The 26,345-nt window shown below is 29.9% G+C and carries 29 protein-coding genes and 1 riboswitch; of the genes, 18 read left to right on the top strand and 11 right to left on the bottom strand.

Annotated elements, in window-relative coordinates; translation table 11 throughout:
* Position 1: 1 nt before the first annotated feature.
* The 7 genes from F1564_RS00185 to ffh all read right to left on the bottom strand — a co-directional run bounded on the left by F1564_RS00185 (position 2) and on the right by ffh (position 6,376).
* Positions 2-1,357 (bottom strand): cobyrinate a,c-diamide synthase, encoded by a 1,356-nt coding sequence (locus tag F1564_RS00185; RefSeq protein ID WP_018451424.1) that lies wholly within the window; start codon positions 1,355-1,357, stop codon positions 2-4.
* Entirely contained in the window at positions 1,354-2,160 is an 807-nt protein-coding gene (locus F1564_RS00190) for an energy-coupling factor ABC transporter ATP-binding protein (protein WP_018451425.1), read from the bottom strand. Before F1564_RS00190 ends, F1564_RS00185 begins: the two co-directional genes overlap by 4 nt.
* A 1-nt stretch (position 2,161) precedes the next feature.
* Positions 2,162-2,845 (bottom strand): CbiQ family ECF transporter T component, encoded by a 684-nt coding sequence (locus F1564_RS00195; protein WP_026231303.1) that lies wholly within the window; start codon positions 2,843-2,845, stop codon positions 2,162-2,164.
* Positions 2,832-3,134 carry an energy-coupling factor ABC transporter substrate-binding protein gene (locus F1564_RS00200; RefSeq protein ID WP_018451427.1) on the bottom strand — a complete coding sequence of 101 codons (303 nt, stop codon included), beginning with the start codon at positions 3,132-3,134 and terminating at the stop codon, positions 2,832-2,834. The genes F1564_RS00195 and F1564_RS00200 overlap by 14 nt, the downstream gene beginning before the upstream one ends.
* Complete coding sequence (locus F1564_RS00205; RefSeq protein WP_018451428.1) at positions 3,134-3,841, bottom strand: energy-coupling factor ABC transporter permease; 708 nt, start codon at positions 3,839-3,841, stop codon at positions 3,134-3,136. Before F1564_RS00205 ends, F1564_RS00200 begins: the two co-directional genes overlap by 1 nt.
* A 160-nt stretch (positions 3,842-4,001) precedes the next feature.
* Positions 4,002-4,184: riboswitch (cobalamin riboswitch) on the bottom strand.
* Positions 4,185-4,207: 23 nt separating this feature from the next.
* Positions 4,208-4,957: a sirohydrochlorin cobaltochelatase gene (locus F1564_RS00210; RefSeq protein ID WP_018451429.1), complete on the bottom strand. Its 750-nt coding sequence runs from the start codon at positions 4,955-4,957 to the stop codon at positions 4,208-4,210.
* A gap of 81 nt (positions 4,958-5,038) precedes the next feature.
* Complete coding sequence (ffh, locus tag F1564_RS00215; RefSeq protein ID WP_018451430.1) at positions 5,039-6,376, bottom strand: signal recognition particle protein; 1,338 nt, start codon at positions 6,374-6,376, stop codon at positions 5,039-5,041.
* A 466-nt stretch (positions 6,377-6,842) separates the two neighbouring features.
* On the opposite strand from ffh, the gene F1564_RS00220 reads away from it, so the two are divergent.
* On the top strand, positions 6,843-8,066 hold the full coding sequence (locus F1564_RS00220; protein WP_018451431.1) for a S1C family serine protease: 1,224 nt from the start codon (positions 6,843-6,845) through the stop codon (positions 8,064-8,066).
* A gap of 41 nt (positions 8,067-8,107) precedes the next feature.
* On the opposite strand, the gene F1564_RS00225 is transcribed toward F1564_RS00220, so the two are convergent.
* Positions 8,108-8,779 (bottom strand): phosphotransferase, encoded by a 672-nt coding sequence (locus tag F1564_RS00225; RefSeq protein ID WP_018451432.1) that lies wholly within the window; start codon positions 8,777-8,779, stop codon positions 8,108-8,110.
* 593 nt (positions 8,780-9,372) lie between these two features.
* Between F1564_RS00225 and tnpA the strand changes: the two genes are divergently transcribed.
* The 12 genes from tnpA (at position 9,373) to F1564_RS00290 (ending at position 19,144) form a co-directional block, all read left to right on the top strand.
* Positions 9,373-9,771, top strand: a complete 399-nt coding sequence (tnpA, locus tag F1564_RS00230; protein WP_018451433.1) for an IS200/IS605 family transposase — start codon at positions 9,373-9,375, stop codon at positions 9,769-9,771.
* 4 nt (positions 9,772-9,775) lie between these two features.
* On the top strand, positions 9,776-10,873 hold the full coding sequence (locus F1564_RS00235; RefSeq protein WP_018451434.1) for an RNA-guided endonuclease TnpB family protein: 1,098 nt from the start codon (positions 9,776-9,778) through the stop codon (positions 10,871-10,873).
* Between the two features lie 130 nt (positions 10,874-11,003).
* Positions 11,004-11,141 carry a hypothetical protein gene (locus tag F1564_RS00245; protein WP_018450671.1) on the top strand — a complete coding sequence of 46 codons (138 nt, stop codon included), beginning with the start codon at positions 11,004-11,006 and terminating at the stop codon, positions 11,139-11,141.
* A gap of 12 nt (positions 11,142-11,153) precedes the next feature.
* Complete coding sequence (gene manZ / locus F1564_RS00250; RefSeq protein ID WP_018450672.1) at positions 11,154-11,993, top strand: PTS mannose transporter subunit IID; 840 nt, start codon at positions 11,154-11,156, stop codon at positions 11,991-11,993.
* 1 nt (position 11,994) lies between these two features.
* Positions 11,995-12,384 carry a hypothetical protein gene (locus F1564_RS00255; RefSeq protein ID WP_018450673.1) on the top strand — a complete coding sequence of 130 codons (390 nt, stop codon included), beginning with the start codon at positions 11,995-11,997 and terminating at the stop codon, positions 12,382-12,384.
* A gap of 322 nt (positions 12,385-12,706) precedes the next feature.
* On the top strand, positions 12,707-13,726 hold the full coding sequence (gene pheS, locus F1564_RS00260; RefSeq protein ID WP_018450674.1) for a phenylalanine--tRNA ligase subunit alpha: 1,020 nt from the start codon (positions 12,707-12,709) through the stop codon (positions 13,724-13,726).
* A 20-nt stretch (positions 13,727-13,746) separates the two neighbouring features.
* Positions 13,747-13,959 (top strand): hypothetical protein, encoded by a 213-nt coding sequence (locus F1564_RS00265; protein WP_018450675.1) that lies wholly within the window; start codon positions 13,747-13,749, stop codon positions 13,957-13,959.
* Positions 13,959-14,225 carry a type II toxin-antitoxin system RelE family toxin gene (locus F1564_RS00270; RefSeq protein WP_018450676.1) on the top strand — a complete coding sequence of 89 codons (267 nt, stop codon included), beginning with the start codon at positions 13,959-13,961 and terminating at the stop codon, positions 14,223-14,225. The genes F1564_RS00265 and F1564_RS00270 overlap by 1 nt, the downstream gene beginning before the upstream one ends.
* Positions 14,226-14,246: 21 nt before the next feature.
* The gene (locus F1564_RS00275; RefSeq protein WP_018450677.1) at positions 14,247-14,729 is read left to right on the top strand and encodes a GNAT family N-acetyltransferase; all 483 of its coding nucleotides are present in this window, start codon (positions 14,247-14,249) and stop codon (positions 14,727-14,729) included.
* Positions 14,730-14,738: 9 nt separating this feature from the next.
* Positions 14,739-15,602 (top strand): hypothetical protein, encoded by an 864-nt coding sequence (locus F1564_RS00280; RefSeq protein ID WP_040505635.1) that lies wholly within the window; start codon positions 14,739-14,741, stop codon positions 15,600-15,602.
* A gap of 635 nt (positions 15,603-16,237) precedes the next feature.
* Entirely contained in the window at positions 16,238-18,637 is a 2,400-nt protein-coding gene (gene pheT, locus F1564_RS00285) for a phenylalanine--tRNA ligase subunit beta (protein ID WP_018450679.1), read from the top strand.
* 24 nt (positions 18,638-18,661) lie between these two features.
* Positions 18,662-19,144: an HRDC domain-containing protein gene (locus F1564_RS00290; RefSeq protein ID WP_018450680.1), complete on the top strand. Its 483-nt coding sequence runs from the start codon at positions 18,662-18,664 to the stop codon at positions 19,142-19,144.
* Positions 19,145-19,221: 77 nt separating this feature from the next.
* Here the strand turns inward: F1564_RS00290 and F1564_RS00295 are convergent, their stop codons facing one another.
* Positions 19,222-19,473 carry a hypothetical protein gene (locus tag F1564_RS00295; RefSeq protein ID WP_018450681.1) on the bottom strand — a complete coding sequence of 84 codons (252 nt, stop codon included), beginning with the start codon at positions 19,471-19,473 and terminating at the stop codon, positions 19,222-19,224.
* Positions 19,474-19,862: 389 nt separating this feature from the next.
* Between F1564_RS00295 and F1564_RS00300 the strand changes: the two genes are divergently transcribed.
* The 3 genes from F1564_RS00300 to F1564_RS00310 all read left to right on the top strand — a co-directional run bounded on the left by F1564_RS00300 (position 19,863) and on the right by F1564_RS00310 (position 23,845).
* Positions 19,863-20,528, top strand: coding sequence for a thiamine diphosphokinase (locus F1564_RS00300; RefSeq protein ID WP_018450682.1), 666 nt, complete (start codon positions 19,863-19,865; stop codon positions 20,526-20,528).
* 737 nt (positions 20,529-21,265) lie between these two features.
* A complete protein-coding gene (locus F1564_RS00305) occupies positions 21,266-22,414 on the top strand; it encodes an RluA family pseudouridine synthase (protein WP_018450683.1) in 1,149 nt (382 codons plus the stop codon).
* 84 nt (positions 22,415-22,498) lie between these two features.
* Positions 22,499-23,845, top strand: coding sequence for an MATE family efflux transporter (locus F1564_RS00310; protein ID WP_018450684.1), 1,347 nt, complete (start codon positions 22,499-22,501; stop codon positions 23,843-23,845).
* Positions 23,846-24,014: 169 nt separating this feature from the next.
* Here the strand turns inward: F1564_RS00310 and F1564_RS00315 are convergent, their stop codons facing one another.
* Positions 24,015-25,010: an NAD(P)H-dependent flavin oxidoreductase gene (locus F1564_RS00315; RefSeq protein WP_026231253.1), complete on the bottom strand. Its 996-nt coding sequence runs from the start codon at positions 25,008-25,010 to the stop codon at positions 24,015-24,017.
* A 112-nt stretch (positions 25,011-25,122) separates the two neighbouring features.
* Here F1564_RS00315 and F1564_RS00320 point away from each other — a divergent pair, with 112 nt between their 5' ends.
* Entirely contained in the window at positions 25,123-25,491 is a 369-nt protein-coding gene (locus tag F1564_RS00320; protein WP_018450686.1) for a winged helix-turn-helix transcriptional regulator, read from the top strand.
* A 17-nt stretch (positions 25,492-25,508) separates the two neighbouring features.
* Complete coding sequence (locus F1564_RS00325; RefSeq protein WP_018450687.1) at positions 25,509-25,871, top strand: hypothetical protein; 363 nt, start codon at positions 25,509-25,511, stop codon at positions 25,869-25,871.
* Positions 25,872-25,918: 47 nt separating this feature from the next.
* Here F1564_RS00325 and F1564_RS00330 read toward each other — a convergent pair whose 3' ends face one another.
* Positions 25,919-26,329 carry a hypothetical protein gene (locus F1564_RS00330; RefSeq protein WP_018450688.1) on the bottom strand — a complete coding sequence of 137 codons (411 nt, stop codon included), beginning with the start codon at positions 26,327-26,329 and terminating at the stop codon, positions 25,919-25,921.
* Between the last annotated feature and the right edge of the window lie 16 nt (positions 26,330-26,345).

Here is a 26,345-nt window from a genome sequence, read left to right on the forward strand (position 1 = left end):
CTTAATTTCTCTTCACATTCAACAAGAACTCAAGAAACTCCACATTCGAGTAAAAATGAATATGTGGATACCCAGCTATCGCATTATTTTTCACATACCCACATTTCCACTCTTTCCCATTATTCTTGTAAATATCATAAAAATAGCCTTTTGAGTTATTTCTGTCCACTTCATTATTTTCCAAAATTTCCGAATAATGAAATTCATGCCCTCGCAATTTTATCCCATTTGAAGTTTCAATATTGACATACCCAAACCTTCCAATATTTAAGCGTTTTCTCATCCCAATTTCAATATTGAAAATTCCGCACATATCAAAAATTTCTCCATTTAATAAACGTAATTTTTTTGCCAAATACATAAATCCACCACATTCTGCAAATATTCTCACGTTATTTTTACACGTTTCAACAATACTATTTTTCATAGAAATATTTTCACTTAACTCTTTTGCAAATAATTCGGGATAGCCTCCACCAAAATAGATAAAATCTATATTTTCAGGAATTTCCTTATCACGAATTGGACTGAACTCAACTATTTCTACTCCACAAAATTTCATCAAATCAATATTTGCTTCATAGTAAAACGAGAACGCTTCATCTCTTGCAATCGCTACTCTTTTTCCTTTAAATTTATCTTTTAGATGTCCTATTTTCGCATAATTGTCCATATTTCGACTTGACTCAAATTCTTGTGCAATTTCTTTTATTCGTTTCAAATTCAAGCAATTTTGTGCAATTTCCTTAAATAACTCCTGTTTTCGTGCATTATCTTCTTCAAAAGCCTGTTTCAAGCCTAAATGTCGACTCTCTGTAGCAAGTAGCTCATTTCTAGGAATGTAGCCCAAACATTCAATTCCCGTATATTTCTCAACTGCTTCCTTCAAGCTCTCATACAATTTTTGTGAAGAAACATTGTTAAGAATCACACCTTTTATATTCATTCGTTCATCAAACATCTTAAATCCAAGAACTTCTGCCGCAATACTCGTCGAAATCGCCTTAGCATTCACAACTAGAATCACAGGAATATCAAGTACTCTCGCCAAATGAGCCGTACTAAAATTGTCTTTTTCGTTCCCAATTCCATCATAAAGTCCCATAACACCCTCAACAATAGAAATATCCCTGCCTTGCGAATACATCTCAAATATCTGTCTCACAGCGTCCTCATCTGTCATAAAAATATCCAAATTGTGTGAATGGTGTCCTGTAAATACCTCATGATGAGTCAGATCAATGTAATCTGGTCCTACCTTAAACGGAGCTACATTTTCCAAAGCAGACATTAAAATACTACTTACTGTAGTTTTACCACTCCCGCTCATCGTTCCTGATATTAATATTTTTTTCATAACAAATTTTTTTCCTCCAAAAATTTATAATAATCATTTTCATCAAGATTTTTATACTTGAGATAACTTTTAATTTTCAACACGTTTGGCACATTCAAATTTAGTTTTTTCAAAAATTCAAAATCCTCAAAGACTTCATCTTTATTACCTTGCCTTACAATTTTCCCTTTATCAAGAACATAAATATAATCAGCAAATTCATAAGCGAAATCCGCATCATGTGTCGAAACCACAAGAGTTTTTCCAGCTTTGGAAAAATTATCCAAAATTTCAGAAACGCTTCTTGTATTTTTAGAATCCAGCCAAGCTGTCGGCTCATCTAAAATTAGTAATTCTGGCTCCATTGCCGTAATCGCCGCTATTGAAACCCGTTTTTTCTGACCGTAACTTAGGTGATGACAAGGTCTGTCCTTCAAATCTTCAATATTGATTTCCCTCATTGCTCTATTAACATTTTCTTCCACTTTTTCCTTAGAATATCCAAGATTTTCAGGTCCATAAGCCACTTCCTGAAAAACTAATGGAGCAAAAATTTGTATTTCAGGATCTTGAAAAATTATTCCAACTTTTCTCCTCAATTCCTCTAAGTTCTTTTTTTTATATTTAACCTTCTTCCCTTCAAAGTAAATATCCCCTTTTTGTGCCTTCAAAAGTCCATTCATTATTAAAAATAAAGTTGATTTTCCTGAGCCATTTTCCCCAAGAAATAATGTTTTCTTACCTTTTTCAATATCCAGAGTTATATTTTTTAACGCTTCAGTTTCATTGTCATACGAAAAAGTTATATTTTCAAGTTTAAGCATTTTATTTTACCACCAAATATAAGTTTATTGCAATTATTATTATTGCAAAAATTATTTCAAATCCAATTTTTTTGTATTTTCTATGAGAAAAGATGAATTCTTTTCCCATTCTTGATTCTACAGCTTTTATAGAATTAAGGTTGTAGTAATGTGTTTTTTTAAATATTGCGACTACCAACATTGGAAACGATTTCATCCCGTTTTTAAAACTGCCATATCCAAGCCGTACTTCCTGTGCATTTTTGAGCTTTTCCTTATTATCAAACAATAAGAATATATATCTGTAAATTAATAAAAACATCTCCCTAAATATTTTTGGAAATTTCAGTTTTTCAAATATATAATCTAAATCTACAACTGGTGTCGAGCAAATAAGGAAATAAATTACTGATATTGACGAAAATGAACGTAACAAAAATGTCCAAATATCCGCTTTTATTAACCACAATGAAATTACGGTTGATAAAATAAATAAAGCTGGAATAAAATTTAGCTTCAGCATATCTCTTGCTTTTACTTTAACAATAAACAGAAGAAGCAAATTAAACAGTATTAAATCAAAGATAAATACTGCCTTACTTCTTGTATAAAGCAAAAATACTAATGTCATCATTGACAATGTAAATTTTATTCCAGGATTAATATTTTTTATGGGATTTGTGTAAGATATCTTATCTATGAGCATTTTTTCTTTCACCCTTGAAATATCCTAAAACATACCCTACAACTCCTGCACCTATTGCCGCCTGCAACGCAAAAAGTAAACTTTCTGTTTCATCTCCAGGCAATTCTATTAAATTTTTAGCCCAAGGCTCATAATTAGGTTTTATCGTTTTAATTACTTCTTCTCCTTTATCATCTGAACCACCAAATTCTGATTTTACAAGAAGCAATGGAACGACACCTATCAAAAGTATTAAAACTATTAAAATAATATTCTTTTTAAAAACACTTTTATTTTTATTCTCTGCCATTACGCTTCCACCCCTTTTACTTCATATTTTTCAAGTATATTCATTACAACATTTGTAAGCAGTCCTTCAATTATAGCAAGTGGAATTTGAGTTACTGCAAACACCATTCCAAATTTGATAAATGAAGCGAGTACTCCACCTTCAGGCGACGGATACGCAAGTGCCAGTTGAAAAGATGTAACAACATAAGTTGCAAGATCACCTATTGCCACTGCCAAAAATATTGCAACTGCCCTGTTCTTCTTAGCAAGTCCCTTATAAATCAAGTATGAGACAATCGGTCCAGCAATCGCCATTGAAGCCGTATTCGCCCCAAGAGTAGTAAATCCTCCATGAGCAAGCAATCCAGCCTGAAATATCAATACAATTGTCCCTAAAATTGAAGTTGCAAACGGTCCATACAAAATAGCCGAAAGCCCTACTCCTGTTGGATGCGATGAACTTCCTGTAACTGACGGAATCTTCAATGCCGACAGCACAAAAATGAATGCTCCCGCCAATGCAAGCGTCATTTTATCTTTAATACTTCCCTTAGAAACAACCTGAAGCCTTTTTATTCCCAAAATCCAAAATGGAATACACACAACAAACCACACGATAACCCAATTTATTGGTAAAAATCCTTCCATAATGTGCATTGAATAACCGTTTACACCTATTAATAGCATACTAGTTAAAACTAAAAACAATAATGTTCTCTTTTTCATACTTTCTCCTTCCACAATTTATTTGACATTAGACAATCTAAAAAAAAATCAGCTCAAAGCCGAATTTAATATACGTCAAAATATCCATAATAATTTTATGGAATAAATCAATAGTGATTTATTTTATTGATGTATATCAAATCTTCCCTTCCCAGAAAATTTTATATAAAAATATTAGGTAAGTCTCCTGACTAACTTCATCCTACTTGTACCCTTCCCAAAATATTTACAATATTTCAGTGGATTTTTGTACTTTCGTCAGTTTCACAGTAGTGGGGGCTGTATCGGATTTTAACCGATTTCCTTATTAAGTTTGCAAAACGCCTATTATTCTTTATAAATATTATATTATATTTCCTATATTTGTCAAGCTAGATAATAAATATCTTTCAGTTTATCCATAAACATTTCACGAATAAACTTATATTCTCCCATTCCTTTTAAAACAGCTGTTACTTCATAGCCTTCATTTTTTAATATTGTTTTCCACGAATCTTCATCATCAGAAGACATATCATTTTTAGCATGATCTCCAGCCACTATCATAAGAGGTTTTAATAATATCCTTTTAAAGTCTTTTTCCTTCATTTTTTCAATAATATCCTTAATAGTCACTTTTCCTTCAACAGTAGCTATGAAAATATTATTTTTTCCAGCTTTTAAATATTCATTCTGTAATTTCTGATAAGTACAATCTGCGGTACTTTCACTTCCATGCCCCATAAACACTATGGCATCATTTCCCTCAAGATCATTAAACTTTTCATTTTCTACAATTTTCTTAAAATCATTGTCATCTATCAAAAGCGGCTTTGATATTTTTCCATATTTGTCATTAAGTTTTGAATATTCAATTCCATCTATAATATGCAGCGACATTGTTATTATTTTTTCAAATCCTCTATCTTTCAAAGCTTTCAGCCCTTCCTCCTGATCAAATATGTGAATCCCTTCATTTTTTTCTATTATTCGTCTTATAATTCTTGAGGTATAAGCTCTTTCCACGTTTTCACTCCCATATTTTTCCTCCACTTCCCTTTGAATCAAATCAAGGCATTTTTCCCGTGTATCCCTATGTGATGTTCCAAAACTTGTTACTAAAATAGCTTTTTTCATTTCTTTTTCCTTCCCTTCAAATTAATATTTTTATAAAAAAAGGCATTGAAATTTCCTATGCCTTACTGATTTCCATATTTTTTATTTTCTTCTGCCCTTCAAAAATCCTCCGCCAAGTCCTGGAATACCGCCACTGTTAAACATTTTCATCATTTGTTTCATTTGTTCAAACTGTTTTATTAATTTATTTACATCATTCACTTGAACTCCGCTTCCTTTGGCAATTCTCATTTTACGGCTTCCATTTTTTAGAAGTTTTGGGTCACGTCTTTCCTGAACTGTCATTGAAAAAATGATTGCTTCAACCTTTTTCATTTCCTTTTCAGCCATTCCCATGTCAATCATGCTTGTGTCAACTCCAGGTATCATTTTCATAATTCCCGCAATTGATCCCATTTTTCTTATCATTTTAAATTGCTTTAAAAAATCTTCAAAATCAAATTGATTCTTTCTAAATTTTTCCTCCATTTTCTTGGCTTCTTTTTCATCAATGGCTTCCTGTGCTTTTTCTACAAGGGAAACAACGTCCCCCATTCCAAGAATACGTGAAGCAAGCCTGTCTGGGTGAAATGGTGCGATGTCGTCCAGCTTTTCGCCTTCACTTATGAATTTAATTGGTTTCCCTGCAACTTCCTTTACTGAAAGGGCAGCTCCTCCACGAGTATCTCCATCCAGTTTCGTAAGTACAACCCCAGTAATATCAAGCTGTTCATTAAATTCCTTTGCCACATTAACCGCATCCTGCCCAGTCATTCCATCAACGACAAGCAAAATCTCATTTGGATTAAAACTGTCCTTTATATCCTGCAATTCATGCATAAGCTGCTCATCAATGTGTAATCTTCCTGCCGTATCAATAATTACATAAGTTGCATGCTCCGCCTTTGAAGCCTCAATTCCCTGTTTTACGATTTCCAATGCATCTGTACTCTCATCAATCGTAAATACTGGAACTTTCACCTGCTCTCCCAATACCTTTAATTGCTTTTTAGCAGCAGGTCTATAAACATCTGCTCCAATTAAAAACGGCTTTTCCCCTTTTGATTTCAGATGTTTAGCCAATTTTCCAGAAAATGTAGTTTTCCCAGCTCCTTGAAGTCCAGAAAGCATTATAATTGTAGGATTTTTCTCAGCTTTAGCAATTGAAACATTTGAACCTCCCAGCACTTCTACCAATTCATCATTTACAATCTTAATGAATTGCTGTGTTGGATTAACCCCGCTAATAACCTGTTCCCCAAGAGCTTTTTCCCTAATTTTTGCCACAAAATTCTTAGCCACAGTATAATTTACATCTGCCTCAAGCAATGCCAATCGCACTTCCCTTAAAGCATCTTTCATGTTATTTTCAGTCAACTTTCCCTGGCCGCTGACTTTTTTAAATATATCCTTAAATCTATCTCCTAAATTATTAAACATTATTAATTTTTCTCCTTATTTTTATAATTATTTGTAAAAGTCTATGAAATTCAATTAATACAATATTTTTAAAACTTTATTTTTTTAATTTTGCTGAATATAGGATAACATATTATAGGAGAAAAAACAAGATAGAGAAATAGAGTTTATATAGGCAAAAATTCTTATTTAATCGAGAAAATTTAAAATTTATCTAGCAAAATATTTATAAATTTACCAAAAATATTGCTAATAAATGAAATTCAAATAAAAATCATAAGGATAAAAAACTTTTATTCACTAAAATATATCCAATCCTTTGGGCAGGAACTAATACTATTTCCCGTTAAAGTAATGGAACTATTGTAAATTCTGTTTAATAAGCGGTCTTGACCTCTTGCCAGAAAATGAATAAAAATATCTTCCATTTTTTAAATAGGGTTTAGTATAAAGTGATTTTGATATAATAGAAACGAGGTAATTAAATATGACAAAAATGAATTTTATAAAAAAGGAAAATAAAAAATTTACTTTGCTTTCAATCTTATTTTTAGTTTTAAGCTGCTCTAATAAAACTGGAAATAATTCAGAAAGCATAGGTAACACAGCAAATACTGAACAGCAGAAAACAATTTCACCAGAAGAGCTGAAAAAATATACTAAGAATGCGGCACAAATGCAAGATGCCTTTGTAGGCGTGCATAATAGCGTTAAAGATTCAATCGTAAATATTAGAACGAAAAAAACTGTTACAGTAAATACTTACAATCCTTTGGAAGAATTGCTATATGGACGTTCTGGAGGTCAAGAAAAACGTGAATCTGGTTCGCTTGGTTCAGGATTTGTAGTTTCAAAAGATGGGTATGTTGTTACAAATAATCACGTTATTGACGGTGCAGATGAAATTTATGTGAAATTTTCAAATGGACGTGAATACCGTACAAAACTTGTAGGAACTTCGCCTGAAGTTGATATTGCCGTATTAAAAATAGATTCAAACGAAACATTTAAACCGCTGGAATTTGCAAATTCAGATCAAGTTCAAATTGGACAATGGTCAATTGCCTTTGGAAATCCGTTAGGATTAAATGACTCAATGACTGTTGGAATCGTAAGTGCTGCTGGACGTAGTTCACTAGGAATTGAAGAAATTGAAAACTTTATTCAGACTGATGCCGCAATTAACCAAGGAAATAGTGGAGGTCCATTAATTGACATAACAGGAAAGGTTATAGGAGTAAATACTGCGATTTATTCACAAAGTGGAGGAAGTGTAGGAATCGGATTTGCAATTCCTGCAAACTTAGTAATGACTGTAAAAGATTCAATTATTGCAACTGGTAAATTTGAAAAGCCATACATTGGTATATATTTAGGTAATTTAGATGCAGACAAAGTAAAAGCTCTTAACTTAAAATCTTCAAATGGAGTATTTGTAGCTGGTTCTGTTCCAAATGGTCCAGCCGCAGCAGCAGGAATTGCTCAAAATGACGTTATTACGGCAGTTGATGGAAAAGAAGTAAATTCTGCAGGTGCCTTCGTTGGAGAAATAGCCGCTAAAAAAGTTGGTCAATCTGTAAAATTAACTATATTTAGAAATGGAAAACCAACAGAAGTATCAGTAACTCTTGTGAAAACTCCAAATGCCATCGAGCAGCAACGTATTATGCAACAAAGACTGCAACAGCAACAACAACAATTTGATAGATAATAAAAAAATCCCAGTCATTTATTTGACTGGGATATATTTTTCTATCTATTTAAAATTTTTTCAGTTTTTCTTATATCTTTTTCTCTTGAAATAACATTGTATATTTTTTTAATTTCTTCTAACTTATCAATAATCCTTTTATTTTCTTCTCTAGAAAATTTTTTTACTGACAGAAAAAATTTCATAGATCCTTCAAAACTTCTAATAGATTTCGTCAAATAAAGCCATTTTCTAAAAAAAGGAGGTTTTCTAACAATGTCATCAAAGTCAATAAACGCAATTCTTCCATTATTTTTATCCACAAAAAAATTTCCTAAGCTAAAGTCCATGTGATAATATCCTTTTTCAAAAAATTTCTTTTCAAATTTGTACCATAAATCAATTGTTTTGTATGTAATTTCAAAATCATTCTTTTCCATAAGATAATCATAATAGGATATAAAATTTCCATTAAATGTCTTATTTATATTTTCCAAGACAGTTTCTATCTTTATGTGGAATGGAGTATATTTTATAACCTTATACCTTGTTATTTTCATAAAATTCAATTCTGGAAAATCTTTTTTCAAATATTCTGCAACTTTTAAGGAGTTTTTCCCTTTTTCTCTCGTTAAGCCAAAAAAAATTTTTATAGCTTTCCCCTTTTTATATTCATAAGTTTTATAAAAAAAGTTTTTTTTATTATCTGTATTTAAATTTTTACTTTCTTGCATTTTATTATTTTTCCTTTAATTTTATTTTCTTTATTAATTCTAGCATATCTTATTTTTTATTTCAATCGTAGCATATCAAATTTTTTTTTAGAAATAAATAAAGCAAAATAATTAATTTGAAATTTGGTATTTTTGTTGCACTCAAGCGAATTTAGTACGAGAAATAGTATTTTTTTCAGAATATTCTGTATTCAACTTTGTAATATAGTTTTATTATTTAATTTTTTTATAATTTTATAACCAAAAAAACAGATAAATATAAATTTTTTCAAAAATTGATATTGACAATACATTTTATTGAGGTATACTAAAAATATGAAATAAAAAATTTTAATTTAGGCAGTTGTAAAAATAAATGAATGTATAATCAAGGCCCTTTGTCAGAAAATGGGGGAACAAGAAAAATTAAATTACAGAGATATTATATTTATTTAAATTACAAATGGTTAAAAAATTTTAACAAAAGATAGCAAGAAGTCTCCAGTTTCTACAAGCGGGAGATGAATTGCTTTTTTTTGTAAAAAAAAATTGAAAAAAGGATATATTTATGATATAATTTATTCAGTGAAATATTATAAAAGTAGGTAATAATAATGTCATATAATAGTAATTATCATTCAGTATTTGATATAAATTATCATATGATTTTTTGTATAAAATATCGAAGAGAAGTAATTAATGATGAAATTTCTAATAGATTGAAAGAGATTTTTGAAAGAATATGTCCGAAGTATAACATTGTTCTTAAAGAATGGGAACATGATGTTGATCATATTCATATGTTGATTAATGCTATGCCTAATACTGAACTTTCTAAGTTTGTAAATACTTACAAAAGTGCTTCCAGCAGGTTGATAAAAAAAGAATTTCCTGAAATAAGGGGAAGATTGTGGAAAGAATATTTTTGGAGTAGAAGTTACTTAGTTGTAAGTGTTGGAGGTGCACCGTTAGAGATAATTAAAAAATATATTCAAAATCAAAAGGAGGTGTAATTTTATGAAATATAATTTAGCATTCAAATACAGAATTTATCCAAATAAGGAGCAAGAATTATTGATAAACAAGACTTTTGGATGTGTTCGTTTTGTTTACAATACGATTCTGTATACTGCTAATAAAATTTATGAAGAAACTGGGAAGAATAAAATAATTACACCTGCCAGTTTGAAAAGTGAAAATCAATTTTTAAAAGAAGTAGACAGTCTGGCACTTTCAAATGCTCAATTAAATGTAAAACGATCGTTTACGAATTTCTTTCAAAAGAGAGCGAAATTTCCGAGGTTCAAATCTAAAAAGAATAATGTTAAAAGTTACACGACAAATTGTGTGAATAATTCGATACGAATTGAGAAAGGTAAATATTTGATTTTGCCAAAATTGAAAAAAGTAAAATTGAAATATCATAGAGAAATACCGAAGGATTACAAGATAAAGTCAGTAACATTGACAAACAGTAATGGAAATTACTATGTTTCTATTTTGACAGAATTTGAAAAAGAAATTCAAAAAATGCCAAGTAATGATAAAGTAATTGGGCTTGATTTTTCTATGTCTGAATTATTTGTCAGTTCTGAAAACCAAAGGGCTGATTATCCAAGATATTTTAGGATGTTGGAGAAAAAATTGAAAAAATTACAGAAATCATTATCGAGAAAAGTAAAATTTTCTAAAAATTGGTATAAACAAAAAATGAAAATATCAAAATTGCATGAGTATATCAAAAATTGTCGAAGAGATTTTCTACATAAATTATCAAAAAAATTGTCTGAAGAATATAATGCTGTGGTTGTTGAGGATTTGAATATGAAAGGGATGAGTCAGGCATTAAATTTTGGGAAAAGTGTAGAAGATAATGGATGGGGAATGTTTTTGAAAATGCTTGAGTACAAGTTGATGTTTTTAGGGAAACAATTTTTGAAGATAGATAAGTGGTTTCCATCATCGAAAACTTGCAGTAAATGTGGAAATGTTAAAGAGGAACTGAAATTATCAGAAAGAAGTTATAAATGTGAGTGCTGTGGGATTGAAATTGATAGAGATTACAATGCGGCACTGAATATAAAAGATATTGGAAAAGAAATGTTGAAATATTAGGAAATAAAAAAACAGGGTAGGAACTACCCGAAGAGCTTGGTAAATATATTTGGCTAACAAAAGCAGATACTTCCCAAGAAGCTCCCGCTTCTAAAAGCGGGAGTAGTTCACCTTAGTTGGTTTAGGTATTTTGGGACTATGTCTTGCAATCTTGTACATTCAATTAAATCTTAAATATCACGCTTCTATTGTTTTGCCAAGTGGTGGAAATGATGGCGGTGGAGCCGGAATTGCAGAAGAAGCTGACGATGAATTGGAAGGACTATAGGAGGTAAGAAAAATGGCAGAAAATAATGTAGAAAAAAAATTAACTGATAAAGATTTGAAAAGCATGTATTGGAGATCTACTACTTTATTAGGTTCTTTTAACTTTGAAAGAATGCAGTCAATGGGATTTTGTGTAACGATGATTCCTGCAATAAAAAGACTTTATTCTAAGAAAGAAGATCAAGCAGCTGCATTAAAAAGACATTTGGAATTCTTTAACACTCAACCTTGGATTGGTTCAACTATAATGGGTGTTACGGCTGCGATGGAACAGGAAAAAGCAAATGGAGTAGACATTGATGATGCAACTATAAGTGGTATTAAAGTAGGGCTTATGGGACCACTTGCTGGAGTTGGAGATCCAATTTTCTGGGGAACATTAAGACCAGTTTTAGCGGCACTTGGAGCTTCACTAGCTATTGCTGGAGGAAATTTATTAGGTCCATTGATTTTCTTCATTGGAATAAATATCGCAAGAGTTTTGACTAGATGGTATGGATTAAAATATGGTTATGAAAAAGGTACTGAAATCGTTGGGGATATGGAAGGTGGAGTTATTCAAAAATTAACTCAAGGTGCTTCTATTTTAGGACTTTTCGTAATGGGAGCCTTGGTTTCTAAATGGACTTCAATAAATGTTCCGTTAGTATTGTCTAAATATAAAGATGCGACAGGAAAAGAAGTTGTAACTACTGTCCAAAGTATCTTAGATTCTCTATTGCCTGGATTATTAGCTTTATTACTTACTTTTGCTTGTATGCACTTGTTGAAGAGAAAAGTAAATGCTATTTGGATTATCTTTGGATTCTTTGCAATAGGAATAATTGGATTCTGGTTAGGAATTTTGGCATAATATGTTTAAAAAAATGATTTCAAAAGTAGAAAAATTTGTGAAGGTTCCGCCAAAGGAAGGGTATATTAAAAATAGTTCTATTTTAGTTACAGGGCTTATGATTTTGGGAATGATTTTATATCCATTTACAAAAGGTTATGGAACAATAATAGCTTTAGCAGCGGCGCTAATTGTTATGGCTGGACAAAAGTTGCTGATAAAACAGGCTAAGAATGATTTTCGTGATATGTATTACGCTAAAGACATGTACTTAAAGACTAAAAATACAGAATATTTAGATTTTATAGCAGCTCGTTCTAAACAGATGATTAACGATGTAAAAGTCTTGTCAGATAAAGCGAAGAAAGAAATAGCAGAACTTCAAAAATTTGTTGAAAAATATAAAAAGTAATTTTGTAATTATATTGAAAATATAAACTATAATTTAAATATTTAAGAGGGTGTCTCATAATTCAAAAATAATTTTTGCTAACATAAGTATTATATATTTTAAAAATCAACAGATATTATTTTTATTGATTTTATAAATATAGTAAAATATATAAAATTTATGATTTGTGAATTTTATTTATCTTATGAGACAGCCCCTTTTTTTTCTTTTTTAGAAATGAAATAAAAAATTTAAACTTTTTTATATATTTAAAGTATGATATAATTAAAACATAAATTTTTATGGGAAAAATATTGAAATAGTGAAATAAATAGGAGGAAAAATGTTAGACAGATTGGCACACTTGAGAGAAGAAGTGTTAGAAAAACTTGATAAAGTTGGAACTCTTGAGGAACTGAATGAATTGAGAGTAAAAATTTTAGGTAAAAAAGGAGAATTTACAGCGATAATGAAGGAAATGGGAAATATTGCCGCTGAAAAAAGAGCTGAGTTTGGAAAAACGACAAATGAAATAAAAAATGTGCTATTGGCAAAATTTGATGAAACAACAGCTGGACTTAAGGAAATTGCTAAACAAAAAAGATTAAAAAATGAAACAATAGATGTGACTTTACCTGGAAGAAAAGCTAACATAGGATCGCTTCATCCGCTTACTAAAACAGTTATGGAAATAAAAGATATAGTTTCTTCTATGGGATTTGACATTGTTGACGGACCTGAAGTTGAGTATGTAAAATATAATTTTGATGCATTGAATATTCCCAAAACGCATCCATCGAGGGAAATTACAGATACATTCTATATCAAAGAAAACGAAGTTGTGTTGAGAACCCAAACTTCTGGAATGCAAATTAGATACATGGAAGACAGAAAGCCGCCATTTAGAATGATTTCAATTGGAAAAGTTTACCGTCCAGACTATGATGTGTCACATACGCCAATGTTTCACCAAATGGAAGGACTTATGGTTGGAGAAGACGTTTCTTTTGCAAATTTTAAAGCGATCTTGGAAAATATCGTGAAAAAAATATTTGGAGAAGACAGAAAAGTAAGATTTCGTCCACACTTTTTCCCATTTACAGAGCCATCGGCCGAAATGGATGTAGAATGTGGAGTTTGTAAAGGAGCTGGATGTAGAGTTTGTAAAGGGACTGGGTGGCTTGAAATTTTGGGAAGCGGAATGGTAAATCCGAAAGTTCTGGAAGGTGTTGGAATTGATCCGAAAAAATATCAAGGTTTTGCATTTGGGCTAGGGCTTGAAAGAATTACAATGCTTAAATATGGAATTGATGATTTGAGAGCATTTTTTGAAAATGATGAGAGGTTTTTGAATCAATTTTAATTAGTATTGGGGGAGAAAAAATGATATATAAGGTTGATGTTAATTCAAATTTAATAAATAAATTTAAAAAAGAAGTCAAAAAAATTGGAAAAAATGAAAATGAAGTATTATCTGCTTTGTTGCAGGAATATCTGGAAGATTTGAAAGATTCTGAAGATTTGGATAAAGCAATTGAGGAAAATGATGGAGAATTTTATTCTAGTGATGAATTTTGGGATTTAGTAGGTGTATAATGGCTTATATTGTAGAATATGATAAAAGAGCATTAAAGAGTATATTAAAATTGGATAAAAAATCCCAAAAGCAAATAAAAACTTATATCAAGGAAATAATTGAAAAACTTGAAAATCCAGGTAGTCAGGGAAAAGCACTACAAGGCAAACATAAGGGAAAATGGCGATATAGAGTTGGAAATTACAGAATCTTAGCTACAATCATTGATGAAAAAATAACAATTTATATTTTTGATATCGGGCATAGGAAAGAGATTTATAAATAAATTTAAAAAGCGGAGAAAAATATGAAAATACGTAGATTTGAAGAAAAGGATGCTAAAAAAGTATCTGAATTGATTATTGATACATTGCGGAAAACAAATATAAAAGATTATTCTGCTGATTCAATAGAAAATCACGTAAATAATTTCCAGCCTGAAAATGTTCTTAAAAGAGCCTCGTGGACACATTTTTATGTTGCGCAAGAAAAAGGCAATATTATTGGATGTGGTGCAATTGCACCATATTGGGATAAAATTGATGAAAGTTCTTTATTTACTATTTTTATCTTGCCTGAATATCAGGGAAAGGGAATAGGACGAAAAATTATTGAAACATTGGAAAAAGATGAATATTTTTTAAGAGCCAAAAGAATCGAAGTACCTGCATCTATTACAGGTGTCCCGTTTTATAAGAAAATGGGATATAGTTGCAAAAATGGAGTGAACAAAGCAGATAATGAAGGAATTGTAAGAATGGAAAAATTTAGAAAAGATAAAGAGAGATAATTTTTGAAAATGAAGGAAAAAATATTAGGAAAAACAGTTGGAAAAGCTGGAATTTCACAAGTTTTGATTATAAAAACCACATTTATTATGGCAATTTGTATTATTTTGGGATTTTTCGTTGTAATTTCGTCGCTTGTGAACTGGGGGAAAAATTATTTTGAGTTTTTATTCTGGATTGGAATATTTATTATATCACTTGCACCAATTCAGTTTTTATGGCTAAAAATGGAAGAAAGTTCGGTTGGAAAATATATTTTTTATGAAAATGGCTTTGAAAGTATCTTGAAAAAGAAACAAATATTTTTTAAAGATGTAAAAAATTATTTCTATTTAAATTTGGAAAATGGTTCTGATAATGTTGGATTTCTTGTTAGTGAAGTGGAAAATAAAGAAAATTTAATAAATAATAATTTGGAAAAAATTACAATAAATCTGAAATTAAACAAGATGACTTCAAGCTTGTTTGTAAAAAATTATGTTGAATTTGTTTTTAAAGATAAATTGAGCAAAGATTTAAAAAATAAGAATGATTTTGACTTTAAATTCGGAATTATTGAAGAAAATAATTTAATGAAAGACAAAATTTTTAGTTTAAATATGGATAAAAACTTGGAAAAAGTCAAGATACATAAATATATTTTTTTAAATAAAGATGAAATTAGAGTGGAAAATCAAAATGGAAAACTTTTAGAAAATTATTTTTGGAAGGAAATTGGAAAAATTACGGTTTTAGAAAATAAGAACAATAAAAATATACAAATTGAGAAGAAAACGGGAGAAATTGTTTTTTCAAAAAATATGAAGTATATAGAAAAACCTGAATTATTTATAAAAGTAGCAAAAAAAATATTTTTAAATTTTATAAATAAATAACTATTAATAAATATTTTTTCTATAATTTTATGTTTTTTCTTTTTTATAAAGCAAAGGGGAACAGTCGCTATCCCTTTTTATTTCGCAATATTAATTATTTCAATTTCTTCAAATTATAACATCTGAATATTTTGGCGAAAGTGCTACGCACTAATCCCAGCTTGTCTAAGCATTTTTTTGAAATAAAATTGAAACTCGCTTTTTAATAAAAGTTATTATAAACTCTCTAAATTTTAGTAATTTAAAAATCTTGAAAAAGCTCAGACAATCAATTTTATTCCAAAAAAATCACGACATTTTAATTTAATTACAATGATTGTTTGATTAAAACAAAAATCAAGCAAAATTTCGTTAAAAGAAAAAGAACTGTTTGAGATTTTTGAATGTAATTTAAATTGTAATTACTTAAAGAAATGAAATAATCTTTATTAAAAATCGAGTTTTCTTTTATAAGAAAGTTTTGCGTAAAGCGTGGGTGCAGGGAGATGGCGTTTGATCTCCCTGCTTAGAAAAACTTATGATAAATAAAAAAAGAAAAAATAATTACTAATCAAAAAACTTGGATTACCATTTATTAATAAGATAGATTGTATAATATATTTGAAATAAAAAAAAGAAAAATAAGGAGAGAAAAAATGCTAATTTCGTTAAACTGGTTAAAGCAGTATATAGATTTAGATGGAATAGGAATAAATGAAATGGAAAATGCCTTGACTATGATTGGTCAGGAAGTAGAAAAAATTGAAGTTTTAGGGGGAAATTTAGAAAATGTCGTAACGGCACAAATTATTGAAAAAGAGATGCACCCTGATTCTGACCATTTGACGATTTGTAAAGTTGATAATGGAAAAGAAATTTTGGAAATCGTGTGTGGGGCACCTAATCATAAAGCTGGGGACAAAGTTGTGATGGCACAGGTTGGGGCAAAATTAGCTCCAGATTTTGTTATTAAAAAAGGTAAAATTAGAGGTGTAGAATCGAACGGAATGTTGTGTTCTGAAGAAGAATTAAATATTGGGAAAGATTCTTCTGGAATTATGATTTTACCTGAAGATACACCAGTTGGAGTGCCTATGAAAGAGTATTTGGGAATCAATGATACAGTTTTTGAATTGGAAATCACTCCAAATCGTCCTGATTGCTTGTCGCACATTGGGATTGCAAGAGAGCTGGGAGCTTATTATAATAAAGAGGTTAAATATCCAAGTTTTGCGATAAATTCGGAAAGTTCTGAAAAGACAGCTGATAACATTTCGGTTGAAATAGAAGACAGCAATTTGGCAAAAAGATATGTGGCTAGAATTATTAAAAATGTTACAGTTAAGGAAAGTCCAAAATGGTTGAAAGAAAGAGTGGAATCTATTGGAATTAGAAGTATTAACAATATTGTAGACGCTTCAAATTTCATAATGATGGAATTGAATCAACCGAATCATACTTTTGATTTGGATAAAATTGAAGGTGGAAAAATTGTTGTTAGAGCGGGACATGAAAATGAAAAATTGGTTACGCTTGATGAGCAAGAAAGAGAATTGAATAGCGATGATATCGTGATATCTGATGGTGTAAAAGCAGTTGCACTTGGTGGAGTAATGGGTGGAGAAAATTCTCAAATTACTGAAAATACGAAAAATATTTTGCTAGAAGTGGCAAACTTCAATTCACAAAATGTCAGAAAAACTTCAAGAAGATTGACTTTATCAAGTGATTCTTCATACAGATTTGAAAGAAGAGTGGATGAGGAAAATGCGATTAATGTGATAAATAGACTTGCGAACATCATTCAAGAAGTAGCGGGTGGAGAAATTTTAGAAGGAGCAGTTGACAATTATCCAGTTCCATATAAGAAAAAAACAGCTGCATTAAACTTTGAGAGATTGAACCGTTTTGTTGGGAAAAATATTCCACGTGAAACAGTTATTGGAATATTGACTAGACTTGAAATCGAGGTTGTGGATAATGGAGAAACATTGACATTGACAGCACCTACTTACCGTGATGACTTGGAAAATGAGCAAGATTACTTTGAAGAGGTTATTAGAATGTACGGTTTTGATAACATTGAAAATATTTTGCCAAAATTGGATATCAGTGAAAAACCAGTTATTGATACAACAAAACTTTCTACACAAGTGAAACTGATTGCGGCAAATGCTGGGCTTAAAGAAGTTATCAATTACAGTTTTGTACCAAAAGATGCGATGGAAAAAATTAAATATACAAGCGTTGAAAGAGAAAATTTAATTGATTTATTAAGACCAATTACAGAAGATTTTGTAACATTACGTCCAACATTGCTTTATAGCTTATTAAAAAACGCTAAAGAAAATATGAATAGAAATGCTACAAATATTAGATTTTTTGAAGTTAGTAGAACTTTTGTGAAAGTAGAAGAACTGGCTAAGGAAGAAGTAAAATTGGGAATAATTCTGGCTGGAGAAAACGACAAGACATTATGGAATCCAAAACCTATTCCTTATGATTTTTATGATTTAAAAGGGATTGTGGAAGAAATTTTCACACAATTAAAATTCAATAATTATGTGATAAAACGTTCAGAGCAAAGTCAATTCCATCCAGGTCGTTCAGTTGACGTATTTGTTGGTCGTGAATTGATTGGAAGTTTTGGGGAAATTCATCCAGACGTATTGGAAAACTTTGATTTAGGAAAAACATCAGTTTTAGTTGGAGAATTTAACATTGACTTGATTCAGAAATATATTGGTAAAAAAATTAAATATCAAGGAATCGTGAAATATCCAGCAGTGCCAAGAGATTTTGCGTTCGTTATGAGAGAAGATATTTTAGTTGGAGACGTTTTAAAAACTATTCAAAAAGTTGATAAAAAAATCGAAAAAGTGGAATTATTTGACATTTATCAAGGTTCAGGAGTGTTGCCAGGAATGAAGAGTGTGGCAATTAGTGTAATCTTGAGAGATAAAAACAAAACACTTGAAGAAAAGGAAATAGTTGATATTTCAAATAAAATCGTGGCTAAAGTTGAGAAAGATTATGGAGCGGTTTTAAGACAGTAAGAATATAAAAAAGGGGGAAATTGGGTGTTAAAAATTGTAACTTTGCCATTTAATGAAAGGATGGAAGAATTTGAGCAGGGAAAGTTGGAAAGGGTGCTGGGAAATGTTCAGATTGTGAAGTATCAGGCTGAGCTAGTGAAAATTGAGGGGAAATATTACTGGACGGCTTTTGTTGAATATGAAAAGGCAGAGAAGATTGATAAGAATAACTTTTCACCAAATGGGAAAGAAACCAAAGACAGTAATAGAAATCACGAGGAATATCTTTCAGAAGAGGAAGCTGAGCTGTATAAGATTTTGAAGGAATGGAGAGCTGGAGAAGCACAAATACTAGGCTATCCACCTTACATCGTCGCTTCAAATCAGCTTTTAGTCGACATAATAAAGGTAAACCCTACAAATGTTGAAGAACTTTCGCAAATAAGAGGAATGGGGAAACGGAAAGTTAGAGATTACGGGGAAGAGCTTTTGCTGATTTTGGAGAATTTTTATGATATGAAAAGTTGATAGTAAAAAAGGAACTCTGTTTATTATTGAACAGGGCTTCTTTTTATATATGGTATTTTTTAGAATTTAATTTTTTATTATTCAACATAATCCCGATCAATATATTCTAAATTTTTATATCCATTACCATTAAAAGTTATTTTAACAATTCCCTTAGTTCCTCTAAATAATCCATTTCCCATAAAAGGAGGTGCAGGTCCAAAATGGAATATTTTACCAGAGCTTAAACTTTTACATCTGCGAATGTCAAGAACTTTACATCTTTCAATATATCTTGAAAAACTCAAAATACTTAATAAAAAGAAACTTGCTAGAATAATTTTTTTCATAAAAAACACCTCTTTATAATAATTTTTTTATTAGCTCTTATATTATAAATAGTTAATCTTTTTTTTTTTTTTTGAATTTGATTAGAATTGTATAATATAAAAACCTTATTCATTTTTTTTTCATAACACAACATTGCAGAATTTTGGAGCCAATGATTTAAGATAGGTGTGGAGAAATGAAAAAGCTATGCTGAGATTATTTAGTCAATTCAAAAATATTTAAAAATTTAAAATAAATAACGTTTGGATGGTAATTTTATCATCCTTTTTTCAAAAAAAAATATTTAATTATACTAGTCATAAATAGATATAAAAAAATAATTATCTTGTAAATAATTAAATAAACAAGTATAATATAGAATAGTTGTGTTTTAAGATGGAGGAAAAATATGAGAAAAAAGTTTGTAATTTTTTTAAATGGTGAATATAAATATTCACAAGAATTTATGGATAAATTGGTTTCGGAAAATGCAGTTTGCTTTTGTGCGGATGGAGGGGCAAATTTTGCGTTTAAATATGGTAAAATTCCAGAAGTGATTGTTGGAGATCTGGATTCGATTGAGAAAAAAGTTTTGGAATATTATAAAAGTAAAAACATTTTGATAAAAAAATTCCCAAAAGACAAGGATTTTACAGATTTTGAATTGATTTTGAAAGAAATCATTAAAATTGAAAAAGATAATAATTATATGAAAAAAATATTTGTTGTTGGTGGGCTTGGAAAAAGGCTAGATATGACTTTGAGCAATTTATTCATAATGGAAAAGTACAAAAATCTTGTTTTTTTGCAGGAAAATGAAGAAATTTTTTATGCAGAAAAGTCTTTTATCCTAAAAAATAAAAAGAAATATGAATTTTCAATCATTCCAATTAGTAAAAAAGTTGAAAAATTAACCTTGAAGGGCTTTAAATTTGAAACAGATAAAATTGATGTGAAAAGGGAAAGTTCCAGACTTGTGAGTAATGTAATCTGTGGAGATGAGGCAAATGTGGAATTTGAAAGTGGGAAGCTGATAATTATTTTGAAAAATAATAATAAAAATCTTTTATACTAACACCCTCATTTAAAAAATTAAATCTAATTTTTAAGTATCTATATAAGGGATTTTATTTAGAGTTATGAAAAACTGCTTGTTATTAATAAATATTTTTTCATAATTTCATGTTTTTTCTTTTTATATAAGCAAGGGAAATCAATCGCCATTTCCCTTGCAACCCTGGCTTGTCTAAGCATTTTTTTGAAATAAAAACGAAACTCGCTGACGCTCAAACAGTCGTTTTCATTCCAAAAAAATCACGACATTCTATATTAAATTATAAAAATTATTATATTTAAATTTTAGGTTTTACATTTGGAAAATATTAAATAAGCAAAATTTCGTTAAAGGAAAAATAACTGTCTGAGCGTAGTTTTTACGAAGCGAGTTTTATTTTTTCTTTATAAGAAAGTTTTGCGTAAAGCGGGGTTGTAAGGGCATGGCATCTGATGCCCTTACGTTAAAAAAACATATAAATGAAATAAGAAAAAGCATTTATTAATCATAATATTTATAAATAAAATTACAAAAGTCTTTAAGATGGATACTTAATGACTAACTTTAATTAAAGGATATTCTATAAGTACATAGATTATAAATAGTACAATTTTGTAAAAAAGGTTTTAATTCCGTTAATTTTCTAATCTTTATTATTTAAATGGGAAGATGGTATAATAATAGATTTGTTTAGCAACTTATTTTTAAAACTAAAAGCTTATAAAAAAATAAATTTGTAAAAAGGATGTGTATAGATAATGAAAAAATTTAGAATTGAAAAGGAACATCAGAGGATGAAAATCTCGCAGTATTTGCGGGAAGTGCAGAATTATTCAGGGCGAAGTTTGAGAAATGTGGAAGTTTTTTTGAATGGAAAGCAGGTAAGATTGACCAAAAAATTACCGTCACATGGGAATTTGAGAGTTGTAGAGAAGAAAAAGGGGACGGACATTAAGCCGATTAAACTGCCACTTGATATTATTTTTGAAGATGAAGATATTTTGGTTGTGAATAAAGAGCCATTTTTGCTGACACATCCGACACAGAAAAAAGCTGATTTTACACTTGCAAACGGAATTGTAAATCATTTTTTGGAAAAATATGGGGAAGTGAGAGTTCCACGATTTTACAATAGGCTCGATATGAATACATCTGGGCTGATTATTATTGCCAAAAACAGTTTTGCACAGGCATTTTTACAAAATTTTTCGATTTTTGAGAAAAAATATCTGGCGATTGTGAATGGAATTATCGATGGTAACGAAATTGCTAGAATCAATGAAGAACTTGCAAAAGATGGGGAAAAACATAAGATTCAGGATTTAGAAAAGGAAAATTTAAAATCTGAAATTGAAAAAGTTAATTTTGGAGAGATGAAAAAATACGATGAAATGGAGAAAATAGAAAACAATTTAATTCTTGAAAACAAAGATAGTAAAATTGGAGAAAATACAGGTTTTAACAGTAAAAATGCAAAAGATAATTTAAATTTGAAAAATAAAAATGATTTTAATAATGAAATTTTGGAAAAAAATGGAATAAATAAAATAATTATTGAAAGGCGAATTTTTCGAGATAGGGATAATTTGGAAAGAATAATTGATGAGCGGGGTCAATACGCAAAAACAGCTGTAAAAGTATTGAAAACTTACCCTGAAAAAAATGTAACATTAGTAGAATGTGAACTGTTTACAGGGAGAACACATCAAATTCGAGTTCACCTAAAATCCATCGGACACACAATCGTAGGAGACGAACTTTATGGAAATGGCTTAAACAAAGAACTTGGAATAAATAGACAATTTTTGCATGCTTACAAGGTAAAATTTACACATCCTGCAAGCAAAAAGGAAGTTGAATTGGAAATACCAATTTTTTCGGATATAAAAGAGTTTTTGGAAAAATAGAAAAATTATATTTTTTACAAAAAACTATTTTTAAAATAAAAATAACAAATTTATGATTTGAAAGGCAAAAAGAAAGGACAAAAAATGAAAAAATTTAATTTTTCGGTTGATTTGATAAATGATAATATTTTGAAGTCACTTCTGATTTTTTCGATACCCATACTTGTGTCGAATATTTTTCAGCAGCTTTACAATATGGCGGATATTGCTATTGTGGGGCATACTTTGGGAGATAACTCGCTTGCGGCTATTGGGGCTTCGGCGGCTATTTTTGAGCTGATTTTTGGATTTGCGTTAGGAATTGGAAATGGGCTTAGTATGGTTACGGCTAGAAATTATGGGGCGAATAATAGAAATCTTTTGAAAAAATCGGTGGCTGGCTCAATTGTTATTGGAATCTGGATTACTGTGGGAGTAATGATTTTATCACGGTTTATTCTTATGCCAATGCTAAAAATCTTGCATACACCTGAAAATATTATAAAAGAAGCATTTGAATATATAAACATAATAACAATGTTTATTGGTGTAACTTTTTCCTACAACTTGTCGTCAGGACTTTTGCGTGCAATCGGAAACAGCTTTATGTCGCTTGTATTTTTGGTAATTGCCTCAATTTTAAATATTTTTCTTGATATTTATTTTATAACTTCCCTTAAAATGGGAATTGGCGGAGCTGCGATTGCAACAGTTATTGCACAGGCAATTTCGGTTATCTTGAGTATTATATACATTTACGTAAAAGAGCCGATTTTAATCCCTAGAAAAAAACATTTCAGATTTGATAAAAAATTGTACAAGGAACTGCTTGGACAAGGACTTTCTATGGGATTTATGATTGCAATTGTACTTATGGGAACGCTGATTTTACAGTATGCGATAAATGGGTTTGGGTACTTGATTATCGCCGGGCATACTTCGGCAAGAAAACTTATGGGATTTTGCAACATTCCGCTAACTACAATAGCACTCGCACTTGCCACTTTCGTTTCCCAAAATAAAGGTGCAAACAAAGTAGATAGAATCCGAAAAGGCGTATTTTATGCTAATATGATGGATATAATTTTTGCAATCGGAATCACAATTTTTGTATATTTATTTTCCAAAAATATGATTCACCTGATGTCAGGCTCCGAATCTGAAATCGTTCTCCACAATGGCTCAACCTACCTAAAAATCGCCTCCCCATTTTTCACAATACTAGGAATCCTCTTTAACTTGCGATACGCTTTACAGGCTCTCGGAGAAAAATTAATCCCTCTTGTTTCCAGCGTAATAGAATTTTTTGGGAAAATAATCTTCGTAATTTTTGTCGTACCAAAATTAGGCTATTTTGGAGTAATGATTTGCGAGCCGCTGATTTGGATTGTGATGGTGGGGCAGTTGGGAATTGCGTTTTATGGGAATGGGTATATTAGAAAAATGAAATAAAAAAGGATGTCTCATAAGGAGAATAAAAATACAAAATCATAAATTTTATATATGATTATTTTTATAAAATTAATAAAAACAAACATCTTTAATTTCTAAGAATATATAATAAGAATATATAATATATATGTTTTTGGGATTATTTCTAACTTATGAGACACCTCTCTAATTAATCAATAAAATCAGCCATTAATTCGTTTACAACTTCTTTAACAGATTTAATTTCCTTAATAAAACTTACTCCTAAACCGACCGAAATGTATCCATTTTCATCCCCATCAAGCATTCCGAGTTTCATATTTTTTCCTCCACCCTGTTTTAAGAACAGTTCTTCTCTTGTAGCACCGTTTTTATCCATTTCAACTAATTCTGCCGATAGTTTTGTAGGAATAGATCTGTAAAAGTGAGGCAATGTTCTAAAAATATGTAAATCTTCAGCAGTTGTCTTTAGCATTAATTCTTTTACGTTATGTGCTGTTCTTGCTTCTTCTGTAGCTAAAAATCTTGTTCCAAGAAATACTCCTTCAGCTCCAAGTGCAAATGCAGCTCTGACACCACGTATATCAGAAATTCCTCCAGCAGCCATAACAGGAATATTTTTTACAGAATCTACTATTAAAGGTACTATTGAAAAAGTTCCTATCTGCCCTCCTGGAAGCATTCCTCCTTCATCAAATCCTGTTGCAACAAATACATCTGCTCCTAATTTTTCTATAGTTCTAGCATTTTCAACAGTTGGTTCCCCTCTAAAGACTATTTTAATCCCAGCATTTTTTAATCTTTTAAATGTACTTTCAAAATCCATTCCTGCGACTCCGTTTACAAGTGCAACTGGAACTTTTTCTTCAATTATCATATCTAAAAGAGGATTTGTAAATTTCATATCTACATCTACTATTATTACAACACCAAAAGGTTTGTCAGTTAATTCTCTTGTTTTTCTAATTTCTTCCCTCATTCTTTCCATTGTTTCCTGTGGAGAAGGCGTCATTGTTGTTTGACTTGCACTAGGTCCTAAAATTCCTAGTCCACCGGCATTACTAACGGCTGCTACTAGTTTTGCATCTGTTAGCCATGCCATTGGTCCTTGTATTATCGGATATTTGATTCCTAAAATTTCTGTTATTCTATTTTTTTTCATTATTATTCTCCTCTCAATTTTTATTGATTTTTTTGTTTTAAAATATTATAATACATTTACACTAAATATTGAAGTAGGCAATAAAAAATGACATAGTATTAAAAAATGTACTTTTGTGATATGAGGAGGTTTTCTAATGAAAGATTTAAAAAAATACAAAATAAAGAATATTGAAAAGAATAATAGAATATGTGGAATAAATTATACTCAAAAAATTTTTGCAGGAAAATGGAAAATAACAATTATCTGGTTTTTAAAAAATGAAGCCAGAAGATATAGTGAAATCAAAAAGTTTTTATCGAATATTTCTCAAGGTTCACTTACTAAACAGTTAAGGGAACTTGAAGAAGACGGTATCGTGGGAAGAAAAGTTTATCCTGAAGTTCCTCCTAGAGTTGAATATTTTTTGACAGAGAAAGGAAAAAAATTGATTCCTGTCCTCGATACAATGGAAGAATTTGGTAACTTTTATGTTGAGGAATACATAAAAAATAAAAGTATATAGAATTATATTACAAATCTATGATTATACAGAAAACAAAATTAGTTGAATTTTTTTCAGATTTTAATGGATTTAGAGTGGTAATGAAAAACTTAAATTATGATTTTATAAAAAATTTAAATAATAGGGAATCCACAATTAAAACTGAAATCAAAAAAAGAAAGATTTTAGAAGTGCAAATTCAAAAAATAATGGAGTTTTTTGAAACTAATAATGAACTTACACGATTGAAATTAGAAAAACTTTTGAATGTAAAAGAAAGCTGTGCGAGAGATTTGTTAAGATATTTGGTGAAAAATGATATGTTACAAAAAATAGGGGCAACTAGAAATATCAGATATATAAAAACCGTCGGAAAAAAATTAAGCAACGAAAATCACTAAGAAATCGTTGCTTAAAAATTATTGATTATTTTTGTATTTGTGATAATTTAATTTATTGAAAGGTTACAAATTTTTTTGTTATCTGAAATACGGTTTATAGACATTTTAGGTCTATTTTTCTTGTCAAATGAATATGCTAACTTGTAATTAGAAAAAATTTTGGTTTTTTCATTCAAATTTGTAAAATAGATGGCGTTTTCATCTTCTTTTACTTCAAAATTTAATTCTGAAAGTTCAAGGATAACTTTTCCTGTTTTTAAAGCTGCACGAGAATCTATTTGGCTAAAAGCAATATAAGGTTCATTTTCTTTAGTTAAGAATTTGACATAGATAAGTCCTCTAAGCGTACTATCTAGACTGGAACAGTTCCAGACTTTGGAAGATAATATATTAATATCAGAATTAGAAAAATTTAAACTAAAAGTCAGTAAAAACAACGCAAATATAATTTTTTTCATAAAATCACTCCTAAAT

It is taken from the genome of Leptotrichia shahii, from assembly GCF_008327825.1.
Taxonomy (GTDB): domain Bacteria; phylum Fusobacteriota; class Fusobacteriia; order Fusobacteriales; family Leptotrichiaceae; genus Leptotrichia; species Leptotrichia shahii.